The sequence below is a fragment of the Pseudomonas capeferrum genome, from assembly GCF_013523055.1.
In the GTDB taxonomy this organism is placed as follows: Bacteria; Pseudomonadota; Gammaproteobacteria; order Pseudomonadales; family Pseudomonadaceae; genus Aquipseudomonas; species Aquipseudomonas capeferrum_A.
In genome coordinates this window covers 171528-190708 of sequence record NZ_JAAMQM010000005.1, presented here as the reverse complement: position 1 = coordinate 190708, position 19181 = coordinate 171528, and the positions used below count along the sequence as shown (strand labels likewise).

Below are 19181 nucleotides of genomic sequence, written 5' to 3'. Positions count from 1 at the left end.
TCAGGCAGACGCGGCGTTGTAGAAGAGCTCGCTGCTGCGTTGTTCGACCAGGGCCTGTTCGATGGCGGCCTGATGGACTTCGTCGGCATGCTCCTCGCGGGCCTCGGGCTGGATGCCCAGGCGGGCGAACAGCAGCATGTCCTTGTCGGCTTGTGGATTGGCGGTGGTCAACAGTTTCTCGCCGTAGAAGATGGAGTTGGCGCCCGCCATGAACGCCAGGGCCTGCATCTGTTCGTTCATCGCCTCGCGCCCGGCGGACAACCGCACATGCGACTTGGGCATCAGGATACGGGCCACCGCCAGCATGCGGATGAAATCGAACGGGTCGACTTCCTCGGCATTTTCCAGTGGGGTCCCCGCCACCTTGACCAGCATGTTGATCGGCACCGACTCGGGATGCTCGGGCAGGTTGGCCAACTGGATCAGCAGCCCGGCGCGGTCGTCCAGCGACTCGCCCATGCCCAGGATGCCGCCGGAGCAGATCTTCATCCCGGCGTCGCGGACATAGGCCAGGGTCTGCAGGCGCTCGCTGTAGGTACGGGTGGTGATGATGCTGCCGTAGAACTCGGGCGAGGTGTCGAGGTTGTGGTTGTAGTAGTCCAGCCCGGCATCCGCCAGGGCTTCGGTCTGGTCGCGATCGAGGCGGCCGAGGGTCATGCAGGTTTCCAGGCCCATGGCCTTGACGCCTTTGACCATCTCCAGGACATAGGGCATGTCCTTGGCGGACGGATGCTTCCAGGCGGCGCCCATGCAGAAACGGGTCGAGCCGATCGCCTTGGCCCGGGCGGCCTCCTCCAGGACCTTCTGCACTTCCATCAGCTTCTGTTTTTCCAGCCCGGTGTTGTAGTGACCTGACTGTGGGCAGTATTTGCAGTCTTCAGGGCAAGCGCCGGTCTTGATCGACAGCAGTGTCGACACCTGGACACGGTTCGGGTCGAAATGCGCGCGGTGCACGCTTTGCGCCTGGAACAGCAAGTCATTGAACGGTTGCTGAAACAGCGCCTTGACCTCGGCGAGGGACCAGTCGTGACGTGTTGTTGCAGTTGTGCTGGCGCTCATCGGCGTTTCCTTGGGTAGGCTTGAACAAGCGCCAGGTCAGGTAAACCGCCAGCGCATCACGGATAGCTCGCATACTCAAGGAAGGCCCTATGTACTGTCAACCGCTGCTTAAGAGCCTGGTTTACAAGTGTACAAATATTAACCATATATGCTTGATCTGTGATGAGCCGGCGGAACAGCGAATCCCTTTGTGCCTGGCCTGCGAACGGGACCTGCCATGGCTTGATGATCAATGCGGCATCTGTGCCCTGCCCTTGCCTCTGCATGGCCTGACCTGCGGCCAGTGCCATCGGCGCAGACCCGCGTTTACAAAGGTCGAGGCCTTGTGGCATTACGGGTTTCCGATAGACACATTGATCACCCGCTTCAAGCATCGAGGGCAGTGGCCGCTGGGCAGGTTGATGGCAGAGGCATTGGGTGATTGCCTGCGGCACCGGTTCGCCGAAGACCTGCCGCGACCGGATCGGCTGTTGTCCGTACCGATGGCCCAAAGTCGACTGCGCCAACGGGGTTTCAACCAGGCCGGCATGCTTGCCCGCTGGCTCGCTGGCCATCTGGATATTCCCTGTGACGACGAGTTGCTGCTGCGCACGCGCGATACCCCAGCGCAACAGATACTCGATGCCAAGGCGCGACAGCGCAACCTGCGCCAGGCGTTCCGTCTGTGCTCCGATCCATCGCTGGACGGTCTGCACCTGGCGTTGGTCGATGACGTGCTGACCACGGGATCCACCGCACAGGCACTGGCCAGCCTGTTGCGCCAGGCAGGCGCACGCCGGGTGGATGTGTACTGCCTGGCGCGCACGCCCAAGCCCGGCCAGGCTTGACTTGATCCAGGAGCGCAGGCAACGTCGGCCTCATCACCCTGCCTCGGTGGATGCCATGCCCCTGCCCGCCCCGCTGACCCAGCACATTGCTCGTCGGCCGCACCGTATCGCGCTACTGCAACACATAGCCGAGCAAGGCTCGATCACTCGCGCGGCCAAGGCCGCGGGGATCAGCTACAAAAGTGCCTGGGACGCCATCGACGAACTCAACAACCTGGCGGCCCACCCACTGGTGGAGCGCAGCACCGGAGGACGCGGAGGCGGTGGCGCGAGGCTTTCCCTCGAAGGCCAACGGGTCCTGCGCCTGTATCAACGCCTGCAGGCCTTGCAGGCGCAGATTCTCGACGAGGCGGACGATACCAGCGATCTCGACCTCCTGGGACGCCTCATGCTGCGTACCAGCGCGCGCAACCAATTACAGGGCAAGGTCTGCGCGATCCATCGCGAGGGGCGCTACGATCGCGTGCGCCTGGCCCTGGCCGGAGGCCTGCATCTCGAAGCGCTGATCACGCATGACAGCACCGAACGCCTGGAACTGACACAGGACACCATCGTCGTGGCTCTGCTCAAGGCAGGCTGGATCGACTTGCTGGGTGCCGGTGATGCCCCTGACCCGGCCAGCAACTGCCTGCTGGCGACTGTCGATAGCGTTTTCGCCGAGGACGACGGGCCCAGCGAAGTGCGCCTGATCCTGGGCAATGGGCAGACGCTATGTGCCTTTGCCGAGCCCGAATGGCTCGCCCGCCAGGCCATTGTCGCGGGGGTCGAGTTGCGTGCGCAATTCCACCCGTCACAGGTCTTACTGGGGACCCCGCTCTAGCCCCCGCCCAAACCCACGCTCGCCCTTCGCCATTGGAGTACCATGCCTGCAAGCCGTCCCCTGCAGGAGTCACCATGTCTCACCCCTTCGACAACCTCACCCCCGACCTGGTACTGGATGCCGTGGAAAGCATCGGCTTTCTCAGCGACGCGCGAATACTGGCGTTGAACAGCTACGAGAATCGCGTCTACCAGATCGGTATCGAAGGGGCCCAGCCACTGATCGCCAAGTTCTATCGTCCAGGACGCTGGAGCGATGCCGCGATTCTCGAGGAACACAGCTTCAGCGCCGAACTCGCCGATTGCGAGGTGCCGGTGGTGGCGCCGATGCAGCATGAAGGCCAGACCCTGTTCGAACACAAGGGCTTTCGCTTCACTCTCTTCCCGCGGCGCGGCGGCCACGCGCCGGAGCCTGGCAACCTCGACCAGCTCTATCGCCTGGGCCAACTGCTGGGGCGCATGCATGCGGTAGGGGCCACGCGTCCGTTCCAGCATCGCGAAACGCTGGAGATCGCCAACTTCGGCCATGCCTCGCTGAACACGCTGCTGGAGGGCGATTTCGTGCCCAAGGGCCTGCTGCCGGCCTTCGAATCCGTGGCCCGTGACCTGCTCAAGCGGGTCGAAGCCATTTATGCCCGCACGCCGCATTCGAACATCCGCCTGCATGGCGATTGCCATCCCGGCAACATGATGCACCGCGACGAGGCCTACCATATCGTCGACCTCGACGACTGCCGCATGGGACCGGCCGTGCAGGATCTGTGGATGATGCTCGCCGGCGATCGCCACGAACGCCTGGGCCAGTTGGCCGAGCTGATGGACGGCTACAACGAGTTTCACGATTTCGACCCGCGCCAGTTGGCCCTGATCGAGCCCCTGCGCGCGCTCCGCCAATTGCACTACAGCGCCTGGCTGGCGCGGCGCTGGGACGACCCCGCGTTCCCACCCAGCTTCCCTTGGTTCGGCCAGGAACGCTACTGGGGCGACCAGATCCTTGCCCTGCGCGAACAGACCGCCGCACTGGATGAAGAGCCGCTAAAACTGTTCTAGGACAAGAGCCGGTTTGTCTACAATAGGCGCTGCTGTAATCGGCTATCCAAGCAAGGAATCTGCATGCACGCTGCAAACCCGCGACGCGGGTACATCCTGGGCCTCAGCGCCTACATCATCTGGGGGCTTTTCCCCCTTTACTTCAAGGCAATTCAAAGCGTCCCGGCTGTAGAAATCATTGTCCATCGGGTGCTCTGGTCTGCGCTGTTCGGCTCGGTACTGCTGCTGTTCTGGAAGCATCCAGGCTGGTGGCGCGAGCTGCGCGACAACCCGGGCCGACTGGGCATCCTGGCCTTGAGTGGAACCCTGATCGCGGGCAACTGGCTTACGTATGTCTGGGCCGTGAACAATGACCGCATGCTTGAGGCCAGCCTGGGCTACTACATCAATCCGCTGATCAACGTCCTGCTCGGCATGCTCCTGCTGGGCGAGCGCTTGCGCCGCCTGCAATGGGTGGCCGTCGCGCTGGCCGCGGCGGGCGTGGCGCAACAGGTATGGCAAGTGGGCAGCCTGCCCTGGGTTTCCCTGGTCCTGGCACTGACCTTCGGCTTCTACGGCTTGATCCGCAAGAAGGCACCCGTGGCTGCATTGCCCGGCTTGGTAATGGAAACCTGGATGCTGGTGCCGCTGGCACTCGGCTGGCTGGCCCTGCACCCGAGCGTGGAAAGTGTCCAACCGGCCTTCTATACCAGTTCGCAAGCGCTGTGGCTGATCGCGGCAGGTCCGGTAACCCTGGTTCCGCTGGTCTGCTTCAATGCCGCCGCCAGGCACTTGCCTTACACCACACTGGGCTTCTTGCAGTACGTGGCGCCCACGCTGGTCTTGCTGGAAGCGATCCTGTTGTTTGGGGAACACCTGTCCTCCAGTACCCTGATCGCGTTCATGTTCATCTGGGGTGGCTTGGCCTTGTACAGCGTCGATATCTGGCTCAAGTTACGCCAAAAGCCTTGATCAAATCTTGATCAACATCCTGCAGGCCTTTAGATTCGAGGCCTGCGGCAACCTCTCCCAAGGTTATCCACATCCTCATCCCCGTTCTTTGTGCACAAGCCAAGGTATTTTGATCATTTTTTGATCATATCTCTGCAAGCCACGCAAGACGTGGCTTGGCGGGTTGCCTCCCCAGGTTATCCACAGGCGGGGCCCCTTAAAAACTGGATAACTCGCTATTCCTCCGAACGCAGTGCGAGTTCTACCATCAAGTCATCCGCCAGGCTCTCCAGACGCCCCTGCAAATCCTCCAAGGTCAGGCTGAGCGGTAACGCGAGCACCGCGTCCGCATGGAACAACTGTTCACTGCTCATGGGCGCCGGCCTGACCTCACTGCTGAAATGTTCGAGGTTGACACCCATGTCCGCCAACAGGCGAGTGATGTCACGGACAATGCCTGGACGGTCATTGCCCACCAGTTCCATGGCGATGGATTTCCAGTTACACGAAGGCTCCACCCCGCTTTCCGCGATGAGGATGCGGATATCTGCGCTGGCCAGCGCTTCCAATGCCGCCACCAGCTGCGCGTGGGTCTCGGCCGGCACCGCTACCCGCAGAATGCCCGCGAACTGGCCCGCCATTCGCAGCATGCGACTTTCCAGCCAATTTCCCTTGTGCTCGGTTATGCACTTGGCGATACGTTCGACCTGACCTGCCTTGTCGGGCGCGATCACTGTCAGTACGAGATGATCCACAGGGCCATTCCTCCGCTGCTGGGCCGTCGAAACGGCAGGACTGTTCGGTGTCGAGGAAGTATAGGCAAGGCGCGGCAACCTGCCGCAGGGTGCTCCACATGACTAATCGTGTACTGTTTCAAGATTTATCTGGAACAATCCATCGTTTTTTTGCGAACATAACCCCTCACGACGTGACCCCATGCGACCAAAGGGTCGCGCAACGACGCTTTTAGTCTAAGGTTCACACGCGCAGCACATCATGTAGTATTCAGCAGCGCGGACTACAAAACGTCGTTTGGATGTCTGCCATGGCGCCTGTGAAAATACGCATCCAGTCTGCCGGGCCGCGGCAAGCCGCTTGGGAGAACGGCTGGAAACGTATTTAGAGAAGCGCTACAGGCTAAATACAGAAGAGCGAAACAGCTGAGCAGAGTGAGGCAAGCAATGACTGAACACGTTCAAGTCGGTGGCCTTCAGGTCGCCAAGGTCCTGTACGACTTCGTCAACGACGAAGCCATTCCAGGGACCGGCATCACCGCCGAGGATTTCTGGGCCGGTGCGGAAAAGATCATCGATGACCTCGCTCCCAAGAACAAAGCACTGCTGGCCAAGCGCGACGAGCTGCAAGTCCGTATCGATGCCTGGCACCAGGCCCGTAGCGGCCAGGCCCATGACGCGACCGCTTACAAGGCATTCCTTCAAGAGATCGGTTACCTGCTGCCACAAGCCGCGGATTTCCAGGCCACGACCCAGAACGTCGATGAAGAGATCGCACGCATGGCCGGCCCCCAGCTGGTCGTGCCGGTAATGAATGCCCGCTTCGCCCTGAACGCCTCCAATGCCCGCTGGGGTTCCCTGTACGACGCCCTGTACGGCACCGATGCCATCAGCGAGCAGGACGGCGCCGAGAAAGGCCAAGGCTACAACAAGGTTCGCGGCGACAAGGTGATTGCCTTCGCCCGCGCCTTCCTTGACGAGTCCGCTCCCCTGGCCGCCGGTTCGCACGTCGATGCCACCGCCTACCGCCTCCAGGACGGCAAGTTGCTGGTCGCGCTCAAGGACGGCAGCAACAGCGGCCTGCGTGATGACGCGCAACTGCTTGGCTTCCAGGGCGATGCCGCGTCTCCTACCGCCATCCTTCTGAAGAACAACGGCCTGCACTTCGAGATCCAGATCGACGCCAGTACTCCAGTCGGCAGTACCGATGCCGCTGGCGTGAAGGACATCCTCATGGAGTCCGCGCTCACCACCATCATGGACTGCGAGGATTCGGTCGCGGCCGTGGATGCCGATGACAAGGTGGTCGTCTACCGCAACTGGCTGGGCCTGATGAAGGGCGATCTCGCCGAGCAGGTCAGCAAGGGCGGCAAGTCCTTCACCCGCACCATGAACCCGGACCGCGAATATGCCGCGCCCAATGGCGGTTCGCTCGCACTGCATGGCCGTTCGCTGCTCTTCGTGCGTAACGTGGGTCACCTGATGACCATCGACGCCATCCTCGACAAGAACGGCAACGAAGTACCCGAAGGCATCCTCGATGCCCTGGTCACCAACCTGGCGGCGGTCCATGACCTGAAGGGCAACGGCACCCGCCGGAACAGCCGCAGCGGTTCGGTCTACATCGTCAAGCCGAAGATGCATGGCCCGGAAGAAGCAGCGTTCACCAACGAGCTGTTCGGGCGCGTCGAAGAGGTGCTGGGCCTGCCGCGTAATACGCTCAAGGTCGGCATCATGGACGAGGAACGTCGCACTACCGTCAACCTCAAGGCTTGTATCCAGGCAGCCGCCGAGCGCGTGGTGTTCATCAACACCGGCTTCCTCGACCGCACGGGTGACGAGATCCATACCTCCATGGAAGCCGGCCCCGTGGTACGCAAGGGCGCCATGAAGAACGAGAAATGGATCGGCGCCTACGAGAACAACAACGTGGATGTCGGCCTGGCCACCGGCCTGCAAGGCCGCGCCCAGATCGGCAAAGGCATGTGGGCCATGCCTGACCTGATGTCCGCCATGCTCGAGCAGAAGATCGCTCATCCGCTGGCCGGCGCCAACACGGCCTGGGTGCCCTCGCCGACCGCCGCTACCCTGCACGCCCTGCACTACCACAAGGTCGACGTGCAGGCGCGTCAGGTCGAACTGGCCAAGCGCGCTCCGGCATCGGTCGATGACATCCTGACCATCCCGCTGGCGGCGGACACCAACTGGTCCGAAGAAGAAATCCGCAACGAGCTGGACAACAACGCCCAGGGCATCCTTGGCTACGTGGTCCGTTGGATCGACCAAGGCGTGGGTTGCTCCAAGGTGCCCGACATCAATGACGTCGGCCTCATGGAAGACCGCGCGACCCTGCGCATTTCCAGCCAGCTGCTGGCCAACTGGCTGCGCCATGGCGTGGTCAGCGAAGCCCAGGTCATGGAAAGCCTCAAGCGCATGGCTGCGGTAGTCGATCGGCAGAATGCCAACGACCCGCTGTACCGCCCGCTAACGGCCGATTTCGACGACAACATCGCCTTCCAGGCGGCGGTCGAGTTGGTCATCGAAGGGGCGAAGCAGCCGAACGGCTACACCGAACCGGTCCTGCATCGCCGTCGTCGCGAGTTCAAGGCCCGCAACGGCCTGTAAGCGAGCGATGCGGTATCACGGGGGCAGGCTCTCCTCTGGAGAGCCTGCCCCCGTGACGTTTCAGCCGGAGATGCCGAGCTCCTTGCGCACCAGTTCCAGCAGCTTGCCCAGGTCGACCGGCTTGAGCAGGAAATCGACCACGCCCAGGTGCATGACGTCCACCGCTTCCTTCACATCGGTGTCGCCCGATACCACGATGATCGACAGCGCGGCACGCTCCGACACGCGAATCTGGCGGATCAATTCCAGGCCATCCTCGGGAACCATGCGCAAGTCGGTGATCATCACCCCGATGCCAGGGTCTTTGCGCAGCCGAGCGAGCGCCGCCTGCGCACCTTCGGCGGCCACGCAGTCCAGACCCTTGCTGGACAAATAAAGGCACAAGGCCTCACGGTTGACTGCATTGTCGTCTACCACCAATACCCTCTGCCCCTGCGTCGATGGGGCGCTCAGGGCGGCCAATGCTTCACGCTCGGCCTCACTGAGGATGTCGTCATGCTCTGACATGGTTATCTCGTCAAAAAAACACCTTGAATCAAGTTCAGACCGCAAAACGACAACATGCAAATCGCCTTTCGTCGGCTATTTGACACTAGATCATTCCGTTCAGCTGTCACGTCCTTTTTAGACTTACGTCCAATGGGCAGTGCCCCCGGGGCAGTCGACCATGACGTTCTAGAACAACAAGGTCTGCGTGCAACGAGGCAGACACCTACATGCGGTAGTTCCATGAGCAAAAAGGATGCCTACACCCAGGCAGGCAAGACAGCCGTCTTGCAGAATATCCAGGGGACCCTGCACTTTCTGCAACGCTTCCCTCCCTTCAACCAGATGGAGCAGAGCCATCTCGCCTATCTGGTGGAAGAATGTCAGCTGCGTTTCTATGCCGCCGGTGAGAGCATCATCAAGCCCGTCGATGGCCCCGTCGAGCACTTCTTCATCGTCAAGCAAGGCCGTGTGGTAGGCGAGCGTCAGCCTGTAGCCGGAACGGGCATCGAGACCACGTTCGAAATCACCGGAGGCGAGTGTTTTCCTCTCGCCGCGCTGCTCGGCGAACGCGCCACGCGTACCGAACACCTGGCTGGCGAAGACACCTTCTGCCTGCGATTGAACAAGGCAGCCTTCATCCGCGTGTTCTCGATGTCGGACGCCTTTCGCGATTTTGCCTTGCGCGGGGTGAGCAGCCTGCTCGACCAAGTCAACCAGCAGGTCCAGCGACGCGCCGCGGAAACCCTCGGCACCCAGTATTCGTTGAATACTCCCCTAGGGGAACTGGCCATGCGCCACCCCGTGGCCTGCGGCCCTGATACGCCCTTGCGCGATGCCGTGCGGCAGATGCATGAACAGCAGGTCGGCAGTATCGTCATCGTCGATGGGCAACGCTTCCCGATCGGCATCTTCACCTTGCGCGACCTGCGAGAGGTAGTGGCTGACCCCAGCGCCGAGCTGACCGCCCCCGTCAGTCGCCACATGACCGCTTCGCCGTTTTTCCTCGGTCCCACCGCCACTGCCTTCGACGGCGCCATGGCCATGACAGAGCGGCATATCGCACATGTCTGCCTGGTGGAGAACCAGCGCCTGTGCGGCGTGGTATCCGAACGCGACCTGTTCTCCCTGCAGCGGGTCGACCTGGTGCACCTGGCACGTACCATTCGGCATGCGCCACGCCTGGACACGCTGGTTTCGCTGCGTGGAGAAATCGGTCAATTGGTCGATCGCATGCTGGCCCACGGTGCCTCCTCCACGCAGATCACTCAGATCATCACCTTGCTCAACGACCATACCGTGAGCCGGGTGATCGAACTGGCGCTGACCGAGCGAGGCGACCCAGGCATCCGGTTCAGCTGGATGTGCTTCGGCAGCGAAGGTCGCCGCGAGCAAACCCTGCATACCGATCAGGACAATGGCATTCTGTTCGAGGCACAGGATGCGACCGAGGCCGACGCCATCCGCGAACGCCTGCTGCCGCTGGCGCACTACATCAATCAGTGCCTGGCCCAATGCGGATTCAGCCTGTGCAACGGCAACATCATGGCCGGAAACCCTGAGCTGTGCCTGTCACGGGTAGAGTGGGCCCGCCGTTTCGCGGCCTTCGTGCGCGAAGCGACCCCGGAAAACCTGCTCGGCTCCAGCATCTATTTCGACTTGCGCGTGGTCTGGGGTGACGAGCAGGCCTGCGAGCAGTTGCGCCGACAGATTCTGGAGCAGGTCGCGGGCAACCGTCTCTTCCAACGCATGATGGCCGAGAACGCCTTGCGCCAGCGGCCACCCGTGGGACGCTTCCGCGAGTTCGTACTGACCCGCCAGGGCACTGACAAGGCAGCGACCCTGGACCTCAAGGTCCAGGGCCTGACGCCCTTCGTCGATGGTGCTCGACTGCTCGCCCTGGCCAACGGCATCGGCGCCAGCAACACCCTCGAGCGTCTGCGCCAACTGGTGGCCAAGGCGGTCATCGACCCGCTCGACGGGGCCGCCTTCGAAGAGGCTTATCACTTCATCCAGCAGACCCGCATGCAGCAGCACCAGCGCCAGACTCGTGACAACCTGCCCTACTCCAACCGGGTCGACCCTGACAGCCTCAATCATCTGGACCGGCGCATCCTGCGCGAATCCTTGCGTCAGGCCCAACGCCTGCAAAGCAGCCTGGCCCTGCGGTACCAGCTATGAGACTGTTCGACTGGCTGCGCCCCAGCGCCTTGCCACTGGCTGACGCGCACCGCGAACGCCTGGCTCGCCTGCCCGGTCCGGCCCCCTTGAACGAGCACTCGCTGCGTGCTCAGCGCTGGGTTGTGCTGGACCTGGAAACCAGCGGCCTCAACGTCAATCGCGACCAGGTGCTGTCCATCGGTGCCGTGGCGATCGAAGACGCTGCCATCGACTTCCGCCAGCAGTTCGAGCGCACGCTCTATCGTCCGAGCCAGAAGACCAACCCCAGTGTGCTTATCCACGGTCTGGGCCCCAGCGCCCTGGCTGCGGGCTGTGATCCGGCGCAGGCGCTGCTGGACCTGATGGAGTTCATCGGCGACAGCCCGATCCTGGCGTTCCACGCCCCGTTCGACCAGCGAATGCTGGCGCGATCGCTCAAGGCGAGCCTCGGCTATCGCCTCCAGCACCTGTTCATCGACGTTGCCGAGCTGGCGCCGTTGCTCAATCCCGGTGTAGTGCTGCGGGAGGCAGGTCTCGATGACTGGATCGCCCACTTCGGCCTGGACGTGCAGGCACGTCACCATGCCAGCGCCGATGCTCAGGTAACCGCGGAGCTGGCCTTGATCCTGTTCAGCCAGGCCCGTCGCCAAGAGCTCGACAGCCCCTTGCAGCTGGAGCAGCGCCTACAACGATGGCGGCGCCGCAAGGACCCTGGCTACGGGCTCTGAACAGGCTGCGACAAGCGTCGATGCCAGGCCTGCTGGTACTCGGGCCGCGACGCCGGAGGTGAATTAACCGGTTACCGCCTGGGCAGGTACACCCCCGTCAGCATGCGTGGCTTCCGTTCTAGAGGAGCCACACCATGACCCCGCTGCAACGCCTCAGCGCACTGGATGCGCATCCAAGCCCTGCTGCAACCGCCTCGCCTTGAAGAAGCACTAGACAGTGCCTGGTTGGCCTTTTGCCTTCCGAACACGCGCATACCCACGATTGGAGGATCGACGGACGCAGCCTGATGGATCTGGCCAGCGAGCGGCTGACCGGCACTGCCCTGTTTACCCTGCCCGCGAACGGCCAGGTCAGCCTCCATGGCGAACCCTGCAGGATCTGGCTATCGCCATCGAGCGCGCCGCCGCGCCGGGTATCCTGACCCTGGAGCAGTTCCGCCAGCAGTGGCGGGTGCAAGTGCGACAGACCGGTCGCAGCAGCGATTGGCTGGAACTGCCGGCAGCCTACTCGGTGAGCCGCGGCAATCGTTGATCCAGAAGTTGATACAGGGCGCTGCCGCTTGGCCAGTTGCGCAACAGTCGAGCCCGATCGCGGGCGAAGGCGGAGGCGAAGCTGAGCTGGGTGGCATGCTGGCACATCGCATCCAGGTCGATCAGCGACCATTGCTCTTGCTGCCAGAACAGGTTGTGGCCTTTCATGTCGCCATGACTGATGCGCTCGCGGATCAGCTGCTCCAACAACGCTATCAGAGCCTGCAACTGTTCCTCGGGTACGTTGCCGCTGTCGATGTAGGGCGCGAAGCTCTCGATCAAGTCCGGGCCATCGGCGTATTCGGTGACCAAATAGGCGCGACTGCGCAGGCCCATCACACGCTGCTCCAGGACGGCCAACGGCCGTGGGGTCGCGATCCCCAGAAACTCCAGGCGAAGCCCCTCGATCCAGGAATGCCAGGCCCGGCTCGGTCGCCAGAAGCGCTTGAACCAGTGCGCGGTGTTCTTGATGTTGTAGCGCTTGAGCACGAGCGCTCTACCCTGTATCTCGACCCGCGCAACGCTCGCGGCGCCGCCGGTCTTGTACAGGTGGCCCTTGTCGATCAGGGCGTCGGCTTGTTCCAGCACCGCCGCCAGCGCATCGACTTCCTTGCGCCGGATCGCGCGCAGGCCGGACAGGCTGCGCTCGACGCTGAACAGGGTGCAGTCGCGCCCGGCCTTCTCCAGGTAATCCTTCAGGCGCCAGGCGCGGACTTTGACGATCTGTTTCTGCAAGGCTTCCAATGGCAAGGCATGTTCGGCATTGGCCAGCAGGTAGTGCACCAGCAGCTCTTCGATGAAAGGCTCGAGCCGCTTGGGCAATTGCGCGAAGAACACCCCAAGGTTTTCCAGCACGCGCTGGCGCGACAGGTTCTGCCCCAAGGTCTCGGCCTTGATGCCGCCACCGTCGATCAGGTAGAGCCGACCCTCGTGGCGTAGCAGGTTGTCGAGGTGCAGGTCATCCTGCCAAAGCCCCTTGGCATGCATCTGCGCCACGGCCGCCAAGGCTTCACCCAACACACGCTGCTGTTCATCGGCCAGCGGAGCCAGGGTTTCGACCCCTGCCCAGGCATCGCCCAGGCTCTCGGCATTTTCCAGGTATTCGAAGAGCAGCCAGCCGCCCTCGCCTTCCTTGAGACCATCGGCCAGCAATTGCGGGGTGACCAGGCCAGCGCTGGCCATGAGTCGCGCGCCATCCAGTTCGCGCTGGAAGTGCCGGGCGGCACTCGCCCCCACCAGCAGCTTGGCCAGTACCGGCCTGCCGCGCCAGACACCTGCACCGACATAGCGCTGCCCCGGCAGCACGCGCAGCAGGCTGAGCAGTTGCAGGTCGGCACTGCCGGCAGCATCGGCCAAGGTCACGGTAAGGGGGACGCTCGGTCGACGTCCGGCATCCTTGAGTTCAGACAGGCGCATCAGCGAGTCTCCTTGTCATGGCGACGGCGCACCAGACGTTGCAGCCAGGTATCGACCTGTCGGCTGTCGGCGGGCTGCGCGAGGTAGGCGGCGAGCAGCGTGCGGACATCGCCTTCGCTCCAGGCCGGCGCCCGACGCAACAGGGGTTCGAGATCCTTGAGCCGGTCGCGCATGCCGAACAGCAAGGGCCGTGTCTTTTCCAGGTCGATCAGTTGGGCTTTCCAGCCATCGGCGCGCCCACGCAGGAAAATATGCTTGGGGTAGAAGCAGCCATGCAGTTGCCCGGCGGAGTGCAGGGTGCGCGCCAAGGTTCCGCAGGCTTCAAGGATACCGAGGCGCTGGGCAACGTCCAGCTGTGGCCATTGGCCAAGCAGGTGCTCCAGATCGCTCCAGTCGTCCAGCGCGCGGGTCATGAGCAGGGCGCGATGCTGGCCCTTGCTCTTGCGCTCTCCATAGAACACAGCGTCCAAGGCGGGAATGTTCAGCTTTTGGTAGCGACGAATATTACGAAACTCGCGCGCGAACGTCGGTTCGCCGAAGGGGCTGTGCAGGGTACGGGTCAGGTAGTCGCTCTGGCGCTTGAGGTAATAGCCCTTGCCCTCCAGCTCCAGGCGATAGACGCTGCTCCAGCCGCCTCGGCCGGTATTGGGTTCGTCGACGGCGTCGAGCTGCAGCGCCCACAGCGCCTCGAAATCGTTCAGGCCATGACGTTGCAGCAAGGCAACGTCGGCGTTGGCCAGGTAATCGGTCATTCCCGTCCCTCGAAGAAGCTCACCACACGGCGCACACGGCGCTTGTCCGAGGCATTGAGCCGTTGATGGCCGCGATACTGCAGGTAGAAGCGCAGGCGCTGGGTCGCCGACAAGTGGTATTTGGCAACCTTGTCCAGGCATGCCAGGTCCTTGATCACCCGGTGGCGCAGCATGAATCCGCGCCAGAAGTCGCCCGTGGGACAGTCGATGAAGAACAATGTGGCCTGATCATCCACCAGCAGGTTGCGCCATTTCAGATCGTTGTGGGTGAAATGGTGATCGTGCATGGTCCGGGTGTGCCGGGCCAACTGACGACTGATGTGATCGACCCAGCGGCGATCATCGAGACGAGGATCGTTGCGTTCGGCGAGAATCGAAAGGTCCTCGGTACGCGGCAGCTCTCGCGTGATCATTGCCCCGCGACCGAATGCCATGCCATTGCGCTCCAGGCCCCAGGCGACGACCTCGGCGGTCGGAATCTGCCATTTGGCGAACTGCTTGAGGTTCTGCCATTCGGCCTTGATTCGTGGCCGCCCCAGGTAACGACGCAGCCCCTTGCCAGCGCCGGTGTAGCGCTTGACGTAGTAGTTGATGCCGTCACGTTTTACACGGATCACTTCGCTGAGCGGGTCGCGCGTGAGCTTCTCGCCCTGCAGCGCAAAGACCGCGTCGATGCTGCCGAAGTCCGCCGCCAGGCGAGCGTAGCCCGGCGCCAGTGTCCAACTCGCCATCAGAGCGCATCTCCATACCGTTGCTTGCGCGCGTAGAGTTTCTGCGCCTTGCCTTCGAGCCAGGCGAGCAAGACCGCTTCGTCTGCCAGTATCTGGCGTAGCGGACGCTGGAAATAACCACGCAGAAAACGCAGCTTGTCGCGCCGAGTCAGGCCGATATCCAGCGCCGAGAAGTACAGCGCGGCGAGATCCTTGTCGCGCCAGCGTCGGGAGATGGTCGCGCGGGTCTGGGCGCGGTGCAGGTCGATGAGCGACAGTCGCAGGTCATCGGCCGTCACGGGCCGGTCGGTGTGCAGCAGGAAGTGACAGATGTAACAGTCGCGATGATTGACGCCGGCCCGGTGCATGGTCCCGGTCATTTTTGCCACTTCGGCGATCAGCGCATGCTTGAGACGCGGCTCGGGTGGCTGGCGACGCCAATCGAGGCTGAAGTCTTCCAGGCTGACGGTAGGGGCCAGTTCCTCGGTGACGATGAACGAATGCTGGGTCGCCGGATTGCTGCCCCGCTCGCCATAGGCGACCGCGGTCATGGTCGGCACGCCTGCCTGGTGCAGGCGTTCGATGGCCCGCCATTCCTGGCCGGCGCCAAGCACCGGCAGCTTGGCGCTGAACAGGTTCTTGAAGATCTCGCCCCAACCGATGCCGCGGTGGATCTTGACGAAGTAGCCCGCGCCATCGACTTCGGTACGCAACGTACGGCGGCCTTCGAGCTCGCGGTACACCTCGCCCTGCAAGGCTTCGACAGCCTCGAAGGGATCGCGTCCGGCCCACAGGCGCTTGAAGGGTTCGGCCAAAATCAGTTTCATGGGCGCGGCTGCTCCAGGATCACGTCGGCGGCATGCTGCGGCATGCTGTAGAGGTCGGCCGTCTCGGCAAAGGCCAGGCCATTTCGCGCCCAGGCCGCTCGGGCTTCGGCGTCTTCGAGCATGCGTTGCAGGTAACGGTTGAGCTGCTCCTGTTCGAACGGCTCGTCCAGCACCAGGCCACTGTCGGCCTCGGCAATGTAGTGGGCATAACCACAGATTTTGGACACCAGTACCGGCAGGCCCGCCACCAGTGCTTCGAGCAGCACCGTGCCGGTGTTCTCGTTGTAAGCGGGATGGATCAGCAGGTCGGCGCCAAGCAGGAAACGCGGGATGTCGCTGCGTCCCTTGAGGAACTGCACCTGCTCGCCCAAGCCCAACGCAGCGCTTTGAAGCTGGAAAACCTTGGGATCGTCCTGACCGATGACCATCAGCCGGGTGCGCTTGCGCAACGCCGGGGGCAACGCGGCCAGCGCCTTGAGGCTGCGATCGACGCCCTTGGTCTTGAAGCCGGAACCGATCTGCACCATGAGCAGTTCGTCATCGCCCAGCTCGAATTCACGCCGGAACCCGGCGCGCACCTCGGCGGCATTGGCCGGCGCGCGGCGATCCTGCGAGATACCCGGCGGCAGCAGGTGGAAACGTTCGACCGGCGTGCCGTAATGCTTGATGAACAGGGGCTGCTGCACTTCTGAGATCATCAGGATCTCGGTGCCGGCATCCTTGTCGAACACCGCCCGTTCGTACTCGGCGAAGTGGCGATAACGCCCCCAGCGGCGGTACAGGCCATTGCGCAGGGTCTGCGCCTTGTCTTCGAAACAGCCGTCGGCGGCGTAATAGACGTCCAGCCCCGGCATCTTGTTGAAACCGATGAGACGGTCGACCGGGCGTCGGGCCAGGTCGGCGGCCATCCAGGCGCTCAGCTTCTCGTTCCGGCGATGGTTGAACAGCGCCTTGACCGGCGCTACCAGCACCTCGAAGCCGGGTGGGACCTCGCCCTCCCAGATCAGGGTGTAGACGCGGATCTGGTGCCCGCGCTGCTGGCATTCCAGGGCAATGCGCATGAAATCGCGCTGCAGGCCGCCAAACGGAAAATACTTGTAGAGCACGAAAGCCAGTTGCATCAACGGACATCCTCAGCCAGCAGCAACGCGCTCAAGCGGCTCGCCACATGCTCGGGATTCAGGCGAGTGAAGCACAGCGGCCACTCGCGTTTGAGGTCGAACCGGCGCAGGTCTTCGGCGCTCGGCTTGTAGGTACATTTCTTCCGCAGGCAGGGGGCGCAAGGGAAGTCGCTGGCCTGGTGCACCTGGGAGCGGCCATAGGCGCCGGTCAGCCCGGGGTTGGTCGGACCGAACAGCGACAGGGTAGGTACGTCCAGCGCCGCGGCCAGATGGCCCAGTCCGGTATCGACGGCAACACAGGCCTTGGCCGCCGCCAGCACCCGAGCGACCCCGATCAGGTTCAATTTGGGAAGTACCTGGCAGTTCTTCAAGCCTTCGGCGATACGCTCGGCGCGCGCCTGCTCGTCCGGGTTGCCCCATGGCAGGCAGACCTGAAGCCCTCGGCGGCCCATTCGCTCCGCCAGTTCGCGCCAATAGGCCTCGGGCCAGTGCTTGGTGGCCCAGGTGGTGCCATGCAGGAACACCACGTAGGGCGCGGCAGGCGGCAGTCGCAGACGATCCAGATCAAGGCCGTAGCTGCCCAGCCCCTCAGGCAGGTCATAGGCGAGCGCCAAGGCAAACAGCTGGCGCACGCGCTCCACCGCATGCTGCCCGAGGGCGACCGACAGGCGGCGATCGTAGAAGCGACTGGAGAAGCCCTCGCGAGCCGAATAACGGTCCAATCCGGCAACAGGCGCCTTGACCAGTCGAGTCAGCCAGGCCGACTTGACCAGGCCCTGGGCGTCGATCACCAGGTCGTACTGGCGCTCGCGCAGACGCTGCTTGAACTGCCGCCATTCGCCGCTCTTGAACGTCTGCCAGAGGTTCTTGCGCCAGCGGCGGATCGCCACCGGGATCACCTGGTCGACGGCCGGATGCCAGGCGGGGATTTCCGCGAATCCTTCTTCCACTACCCAGTCGAAGCGAATCCCGGGGATCGCGTGAGCGGCATCGGTCAGCGCCGGCAGGGTATGAATCACATCGCCCAGGGAGGACGTCTTGACGATCAGTACCCGCACTTAGTCGACCTCGACCATGACATTGACCAGATCTGGCCCGTTGAGCCGCTGCAGAGCGGCATTGACAGCCGCCGGTTCCAGCAGGCGCAAGCAATTGTAGTGACCGAAGCGGCACGTGCGGTCGAAGCAGGGGCTGCATTCGATACCCAGGCGGACGATCTCGACCTGGTCGGCCAGTGGCGGCGTGAAACCAGGCGACGTCGAGCCATAGACCGCCACCAACGGGCGATTCAGCGCTGCGGCGACATGCATCAGACCGGAATCGTTGGACACCACCGCATCGGCGCAGGACAGCAGGTCGATAGCCTCGGCCAGCGAGGTTTCGCCACTGAGATTGGTGGCCTCTTCACGCAACCCGGGGATCAGCCGCTCACGAATCGTTTCGCCGCCGGGATGATCGTTCTTCGAACCGAACAGCCAGACCTGCCAACCTTCGCGGATCTTTGTCTCCGCGACCTGGGCATAGTGCTCGGCAGGCCAGCGCTTGGCCTCCCCAAACTCGGCGCCGGGGCAAAGCGCCAGCACCGGACGATCGAGCGCAAGGCCGAACTTGGCCAGGGCCGCATCACGACTTTCGGCTTCGATCCGCAGGCTCGGCCGAGGATAGGGCGTCGGCAGCTCGGCACCGGGCTCGTACGCCAGTGCCATGAACCGCTCGATCATCAAGGGATAGCGCGCCTTGTCCAGCGTGCGTACATCGTTGAGCAGGACATAGCGCATCTCGCCGCGCCAGCCGGTGCGTCTGGGGATGCCGGCGAAGAATGGTACCAGGGTCGATTTCAGCGAGTTGGGCAACAGGATCGCCTGGTCGTACTGGCCCGCCAGGGACCTGCCGATGCGCCGACGGGACGCCAGGTCCAGCACGCCATGGCCGAGCGGGAAGCTCAAGGCCTGGCGCACTTCGGGCATGCGTTCGAGGATCGGCCGGCTCCACTCGGGTGCCAGCACATCGATCACGCACGCGGGGTGACGCTGCTTCAGGCACTGGAACAGGGTCTGCGCCATCACCATGTCGCCCACCCAGCTGGGCCCAATGATCAGAATTCTCATGCTTTATCCAGAAACGATCGAGGAGGCTGCAGTCAGTTAAGCCAATGGGGCCGCTTTGCGGCCCTTCGCGGGCAAGCCCGCTCCCACAGAAAGTGCGCAGTTCCTGAGTCCAGCGCTCAACTGTGGGAGCGGGCTTGCCCGCGAAGGGCTGCGAAGCAGCCCCAATGCAGACGGTGTGGCTTAACTGACCTGCAGACTGCCTGAACAGCCTGGCCTCCCCTCTTTATATTCAGGCTATAGGTCGACAAGTGTACGCCACTCGGGCACGACTGTGGCCGCGCAGGCTCCCACCGCCCGC

Annotated in this window: 18 protein-coding genes; 8 read left to right on the top strand and 10 right to left on the bottom strand. The window is 63.1% G+C overall.

The genetic code is table 11. The annotated features are described in order from the left end of the window. Entirely contained in the window at positions 1-1059 is a 1059-nt protein-coding gene (bioB, locus tag G7009_RS07815) for a biotin synthase BioB (protein ID WP_181129378.1), read from the bottom strand. Between the two features lie 89 nt (positions 1060-1148). On the opposite strand from bioB, the gene G7009_RS07810 reads away from it, so the two are divergent. From G7009_RS07810 to rarD, 4 genes are all read left to right on the top strand, one after another. Beyond that, the gene (locus tag G7009_RS07810; RefSeq protein WP_181129376.1) at positions 1149-1886 is read left to right on the top strand and encodes a ComF family protein; all 738 of its coding nucleotides are present in this window, start codon (positions 1149-1151) and stop codon (positions 1884-1886) included. Between the two features lie 55 nt (positions 1887-1941). Beyond that, positions 1942-2706, top strand: a complete 765-nt coding sequence (locus tag G7009_RS07805) for a TOBE domain-containing protein (protein WP_181129374.1) — start codon at positions 1942-1944, stop codon at positions 2704-2706. 74 nt (positions 2707-2780) lie between these two features. Next, positions 2781-3755: a serine/threonine protein kinase gene (locus tag G7009_RS07800; RefSeq protein ID WP_181129372.1), complete on the top strand. Its 975-nt coding sequence runs from the start codon at positions 2781-2783 to the stop codon at positions 3753-3755. A gap of 63 nt (positions 3756-3818) precedes the next feature. Then, complete coding sequence (gene rarD / locus G7009_RS07795; protein WP_181129370.1) at positions 3819-4706, top strand: EamA family transporter RarD; 888 nt, start codon at positions 3819-3821, stop codon at positions 4704-4706. A gap of 215 nt (positions 4707-4921) precedes the next feature. Here the strand turns inward: rarD and G7009_RS07790 are convergent, their stop codons facing one another. Next, the gene (locus G7009_RS07790; RefSeq protein ID WP_181129369.1) at positions 4922-5440 is read right to left on the bottom strand and encodes a glycine cleavage system protein R; all 519 of its coding nucleotides are present in this window, start codon (positions 5438-5440) and stop codon (positions 4922-4924) included. 426 nt (positions 5441-5866) lie between these two features. Here G7009_RS07790 and G7009_RS07785 point away from each other — a divergent pair, with 426 nt between their 5' ends. Then, complete coding sequence (locus tag G7009_RS07785) at positions 5867-8044, top strand: malate synthase G (protein ID WP_181129367.1); 2178 nt, start codon at positions 5867-5869, stop codon at positions 8042-8044. 60 nt (positions 8045-8104) lie between these two features. On the opposite strand, the gene G7009_RS07780 is transcribed toward G7009_RS07785, so the two are convergent. After that, positions 8105-8551 carry a response regulator gene (locus G7009_RS07780; RefSeq protein ID WP_181129366.1) on the bottom strand — a complete coding sequence of 149 codons (447 nt, stop codon included), beginning with the start codon at positions 8549-8551 and terminating at the stop codon, positions 8105-8107. A 222-nt stretch (positions 8552-8773) separates the two neighbouring features. On the opposite strand from G7009_RS07780, the gene G7009_RS07775 reads away from it, so the two are divergent. The 3 genes from G7009_RS07775 to G7009_RS07765 all read left to right on the top strand — a co-directional run bounded on the left by G7009_RS07775 (position 8774) and on the right by G7009_RS07765 (position 11840). Continuing rightward, positions 8774-10711, top strand: a complete 1938-nt coding sequence (locus G7009_RS07775) for a putative nucleotidyltransferase substrate binding domain-containing protein (RefSeq protein WP_181129365.1) — start codon at positions 8774-8776, stop codon at positions 10709-10711. After that, a complete protein-coding gene (locus G7009_RS07770; protein ID WP_181129364.1) occupies positions 10708-11418 on the top strand; it encodes a 3'-5' exonuclease in 711 nt (236 codons plus the stop codon). Before G7009_RS07775 ends, G7009_RS07770 begins: the two co-directional genes overlap by 4 nt. A 233-nt stretch (positions 11419-11651) precedes the next feature. After that, the gene (locus tag G7009_RS07765; protein WP_181129363.1) at positions 11652-11840 is read left to right on the top strand and encodes a hypothetical protein; all 189 of its coding nucleotides are present in this window, start codon (positions 11652-11654) and stop codon (positions 11838-11840) included. A gap of 82 nt (positions 11841-11922) precedes the next feature. Here G7009_RS07765 and G7009_RS07760 read toward each other — a convergent pair whose 3' ends face one another. The 7 genes from G7009_RS07760 to waaF are packed head-to-tail and all read right to left on the bottom strand — an operon-like array spanning position 11923 to position 18883. After that, positions 11923-13365: a lipopolysaccharide kinase InaA family protein gene (locus G7009_RS07760; protein ID WP_181129362.1), complete on the bottom strand. Its 1443-nt coding sequence runs from the start codon at positions 13363-13365 to the stop codon at positions 11923-11925. After that, positions 13365-14117, bottom strand: coding sequence for a lipopolysaccharide kinase InaA family protein (locus G7009_RS07755; protein ID WP_181129360.1), 753 nt, complete (start codon positions 14115-14117; stop codon positions 13365-13367). Before G7009_RS07755 ends, G7009_RS07760 begins: the two co-directional genes overlap by 1 nt. Next, positions 14114-14848 (bottom strand): lipopolysaccharide kinase InaA family protein, encoded by a 735-nt coding sequence (locus G7009_RS07750; RefSeq protein WP_181129358.1) that lies wholly within the window; start codon positions 14846-14848, stop codon positions 14114-14116. The genes G7009_RS07755 and G7009_RS07750 overlap by 4 nt, the downstream gene beginning before the upstream one ends. Beyond that, positions 14848-15654 carry a lipopolysaccharide core heptose(I) kinase RfaP gene (gene rfaP, locus G7009_RS07745; protein WP_181129356.1) on the bottom strand — a complete coding sequence of 269 codons (807 nt, stop codon included), beginning with the start codon at positions 15652-15654 and terminating at the stop codon, positions 14848-14850. Before rfaP ends, G7009_RS07750 begins: the two co-directional genes overlap by 1 nt. Beyond that, positions 15651-16775 carry a glycosyltransferase family 4 protein gene (locus G7009_RS07740; protein WP_181129354.1) on the bottom strand — a complete coding sequence of 375 codons (1125 nt, stop codon included), beginning with the start codon at positions 16773-16775 and terminating at the stop codon, positions 15651-15653. The genes rfaP and G7009_RS07740 overlap by 4 nt, the downstream gene beginning before the upstream one ends. Further along, positions 16775-17833, bottom strand: a complete 1059-nt coding sequence (waaC, locus tag G7009_RS07735) for a lipopolysaccharide heptosyltransferase I (RefSeq protein WP_181129353.1) — start codon at positions 17831-17833, stop codon at positions 16775-16777. Before waaC ends, G7009_RS07740 begins: the two co-directional genes overlap by 1 nt. Beyond that, the gene (gene waaF / locus G7009_RS07730; protein WP_181129352.1) at positions 17834-18883 is read right to left on the bottom strand and encodes a lipopolysaccharide heptosyltransferase II; all 1050 of its coding nucleotides are present in this window, start codon (positions 18881-18883) and stop codon (positions 17834-17836) included. Positions 18884-19181 lie beyond the last annotated feature (298 nt).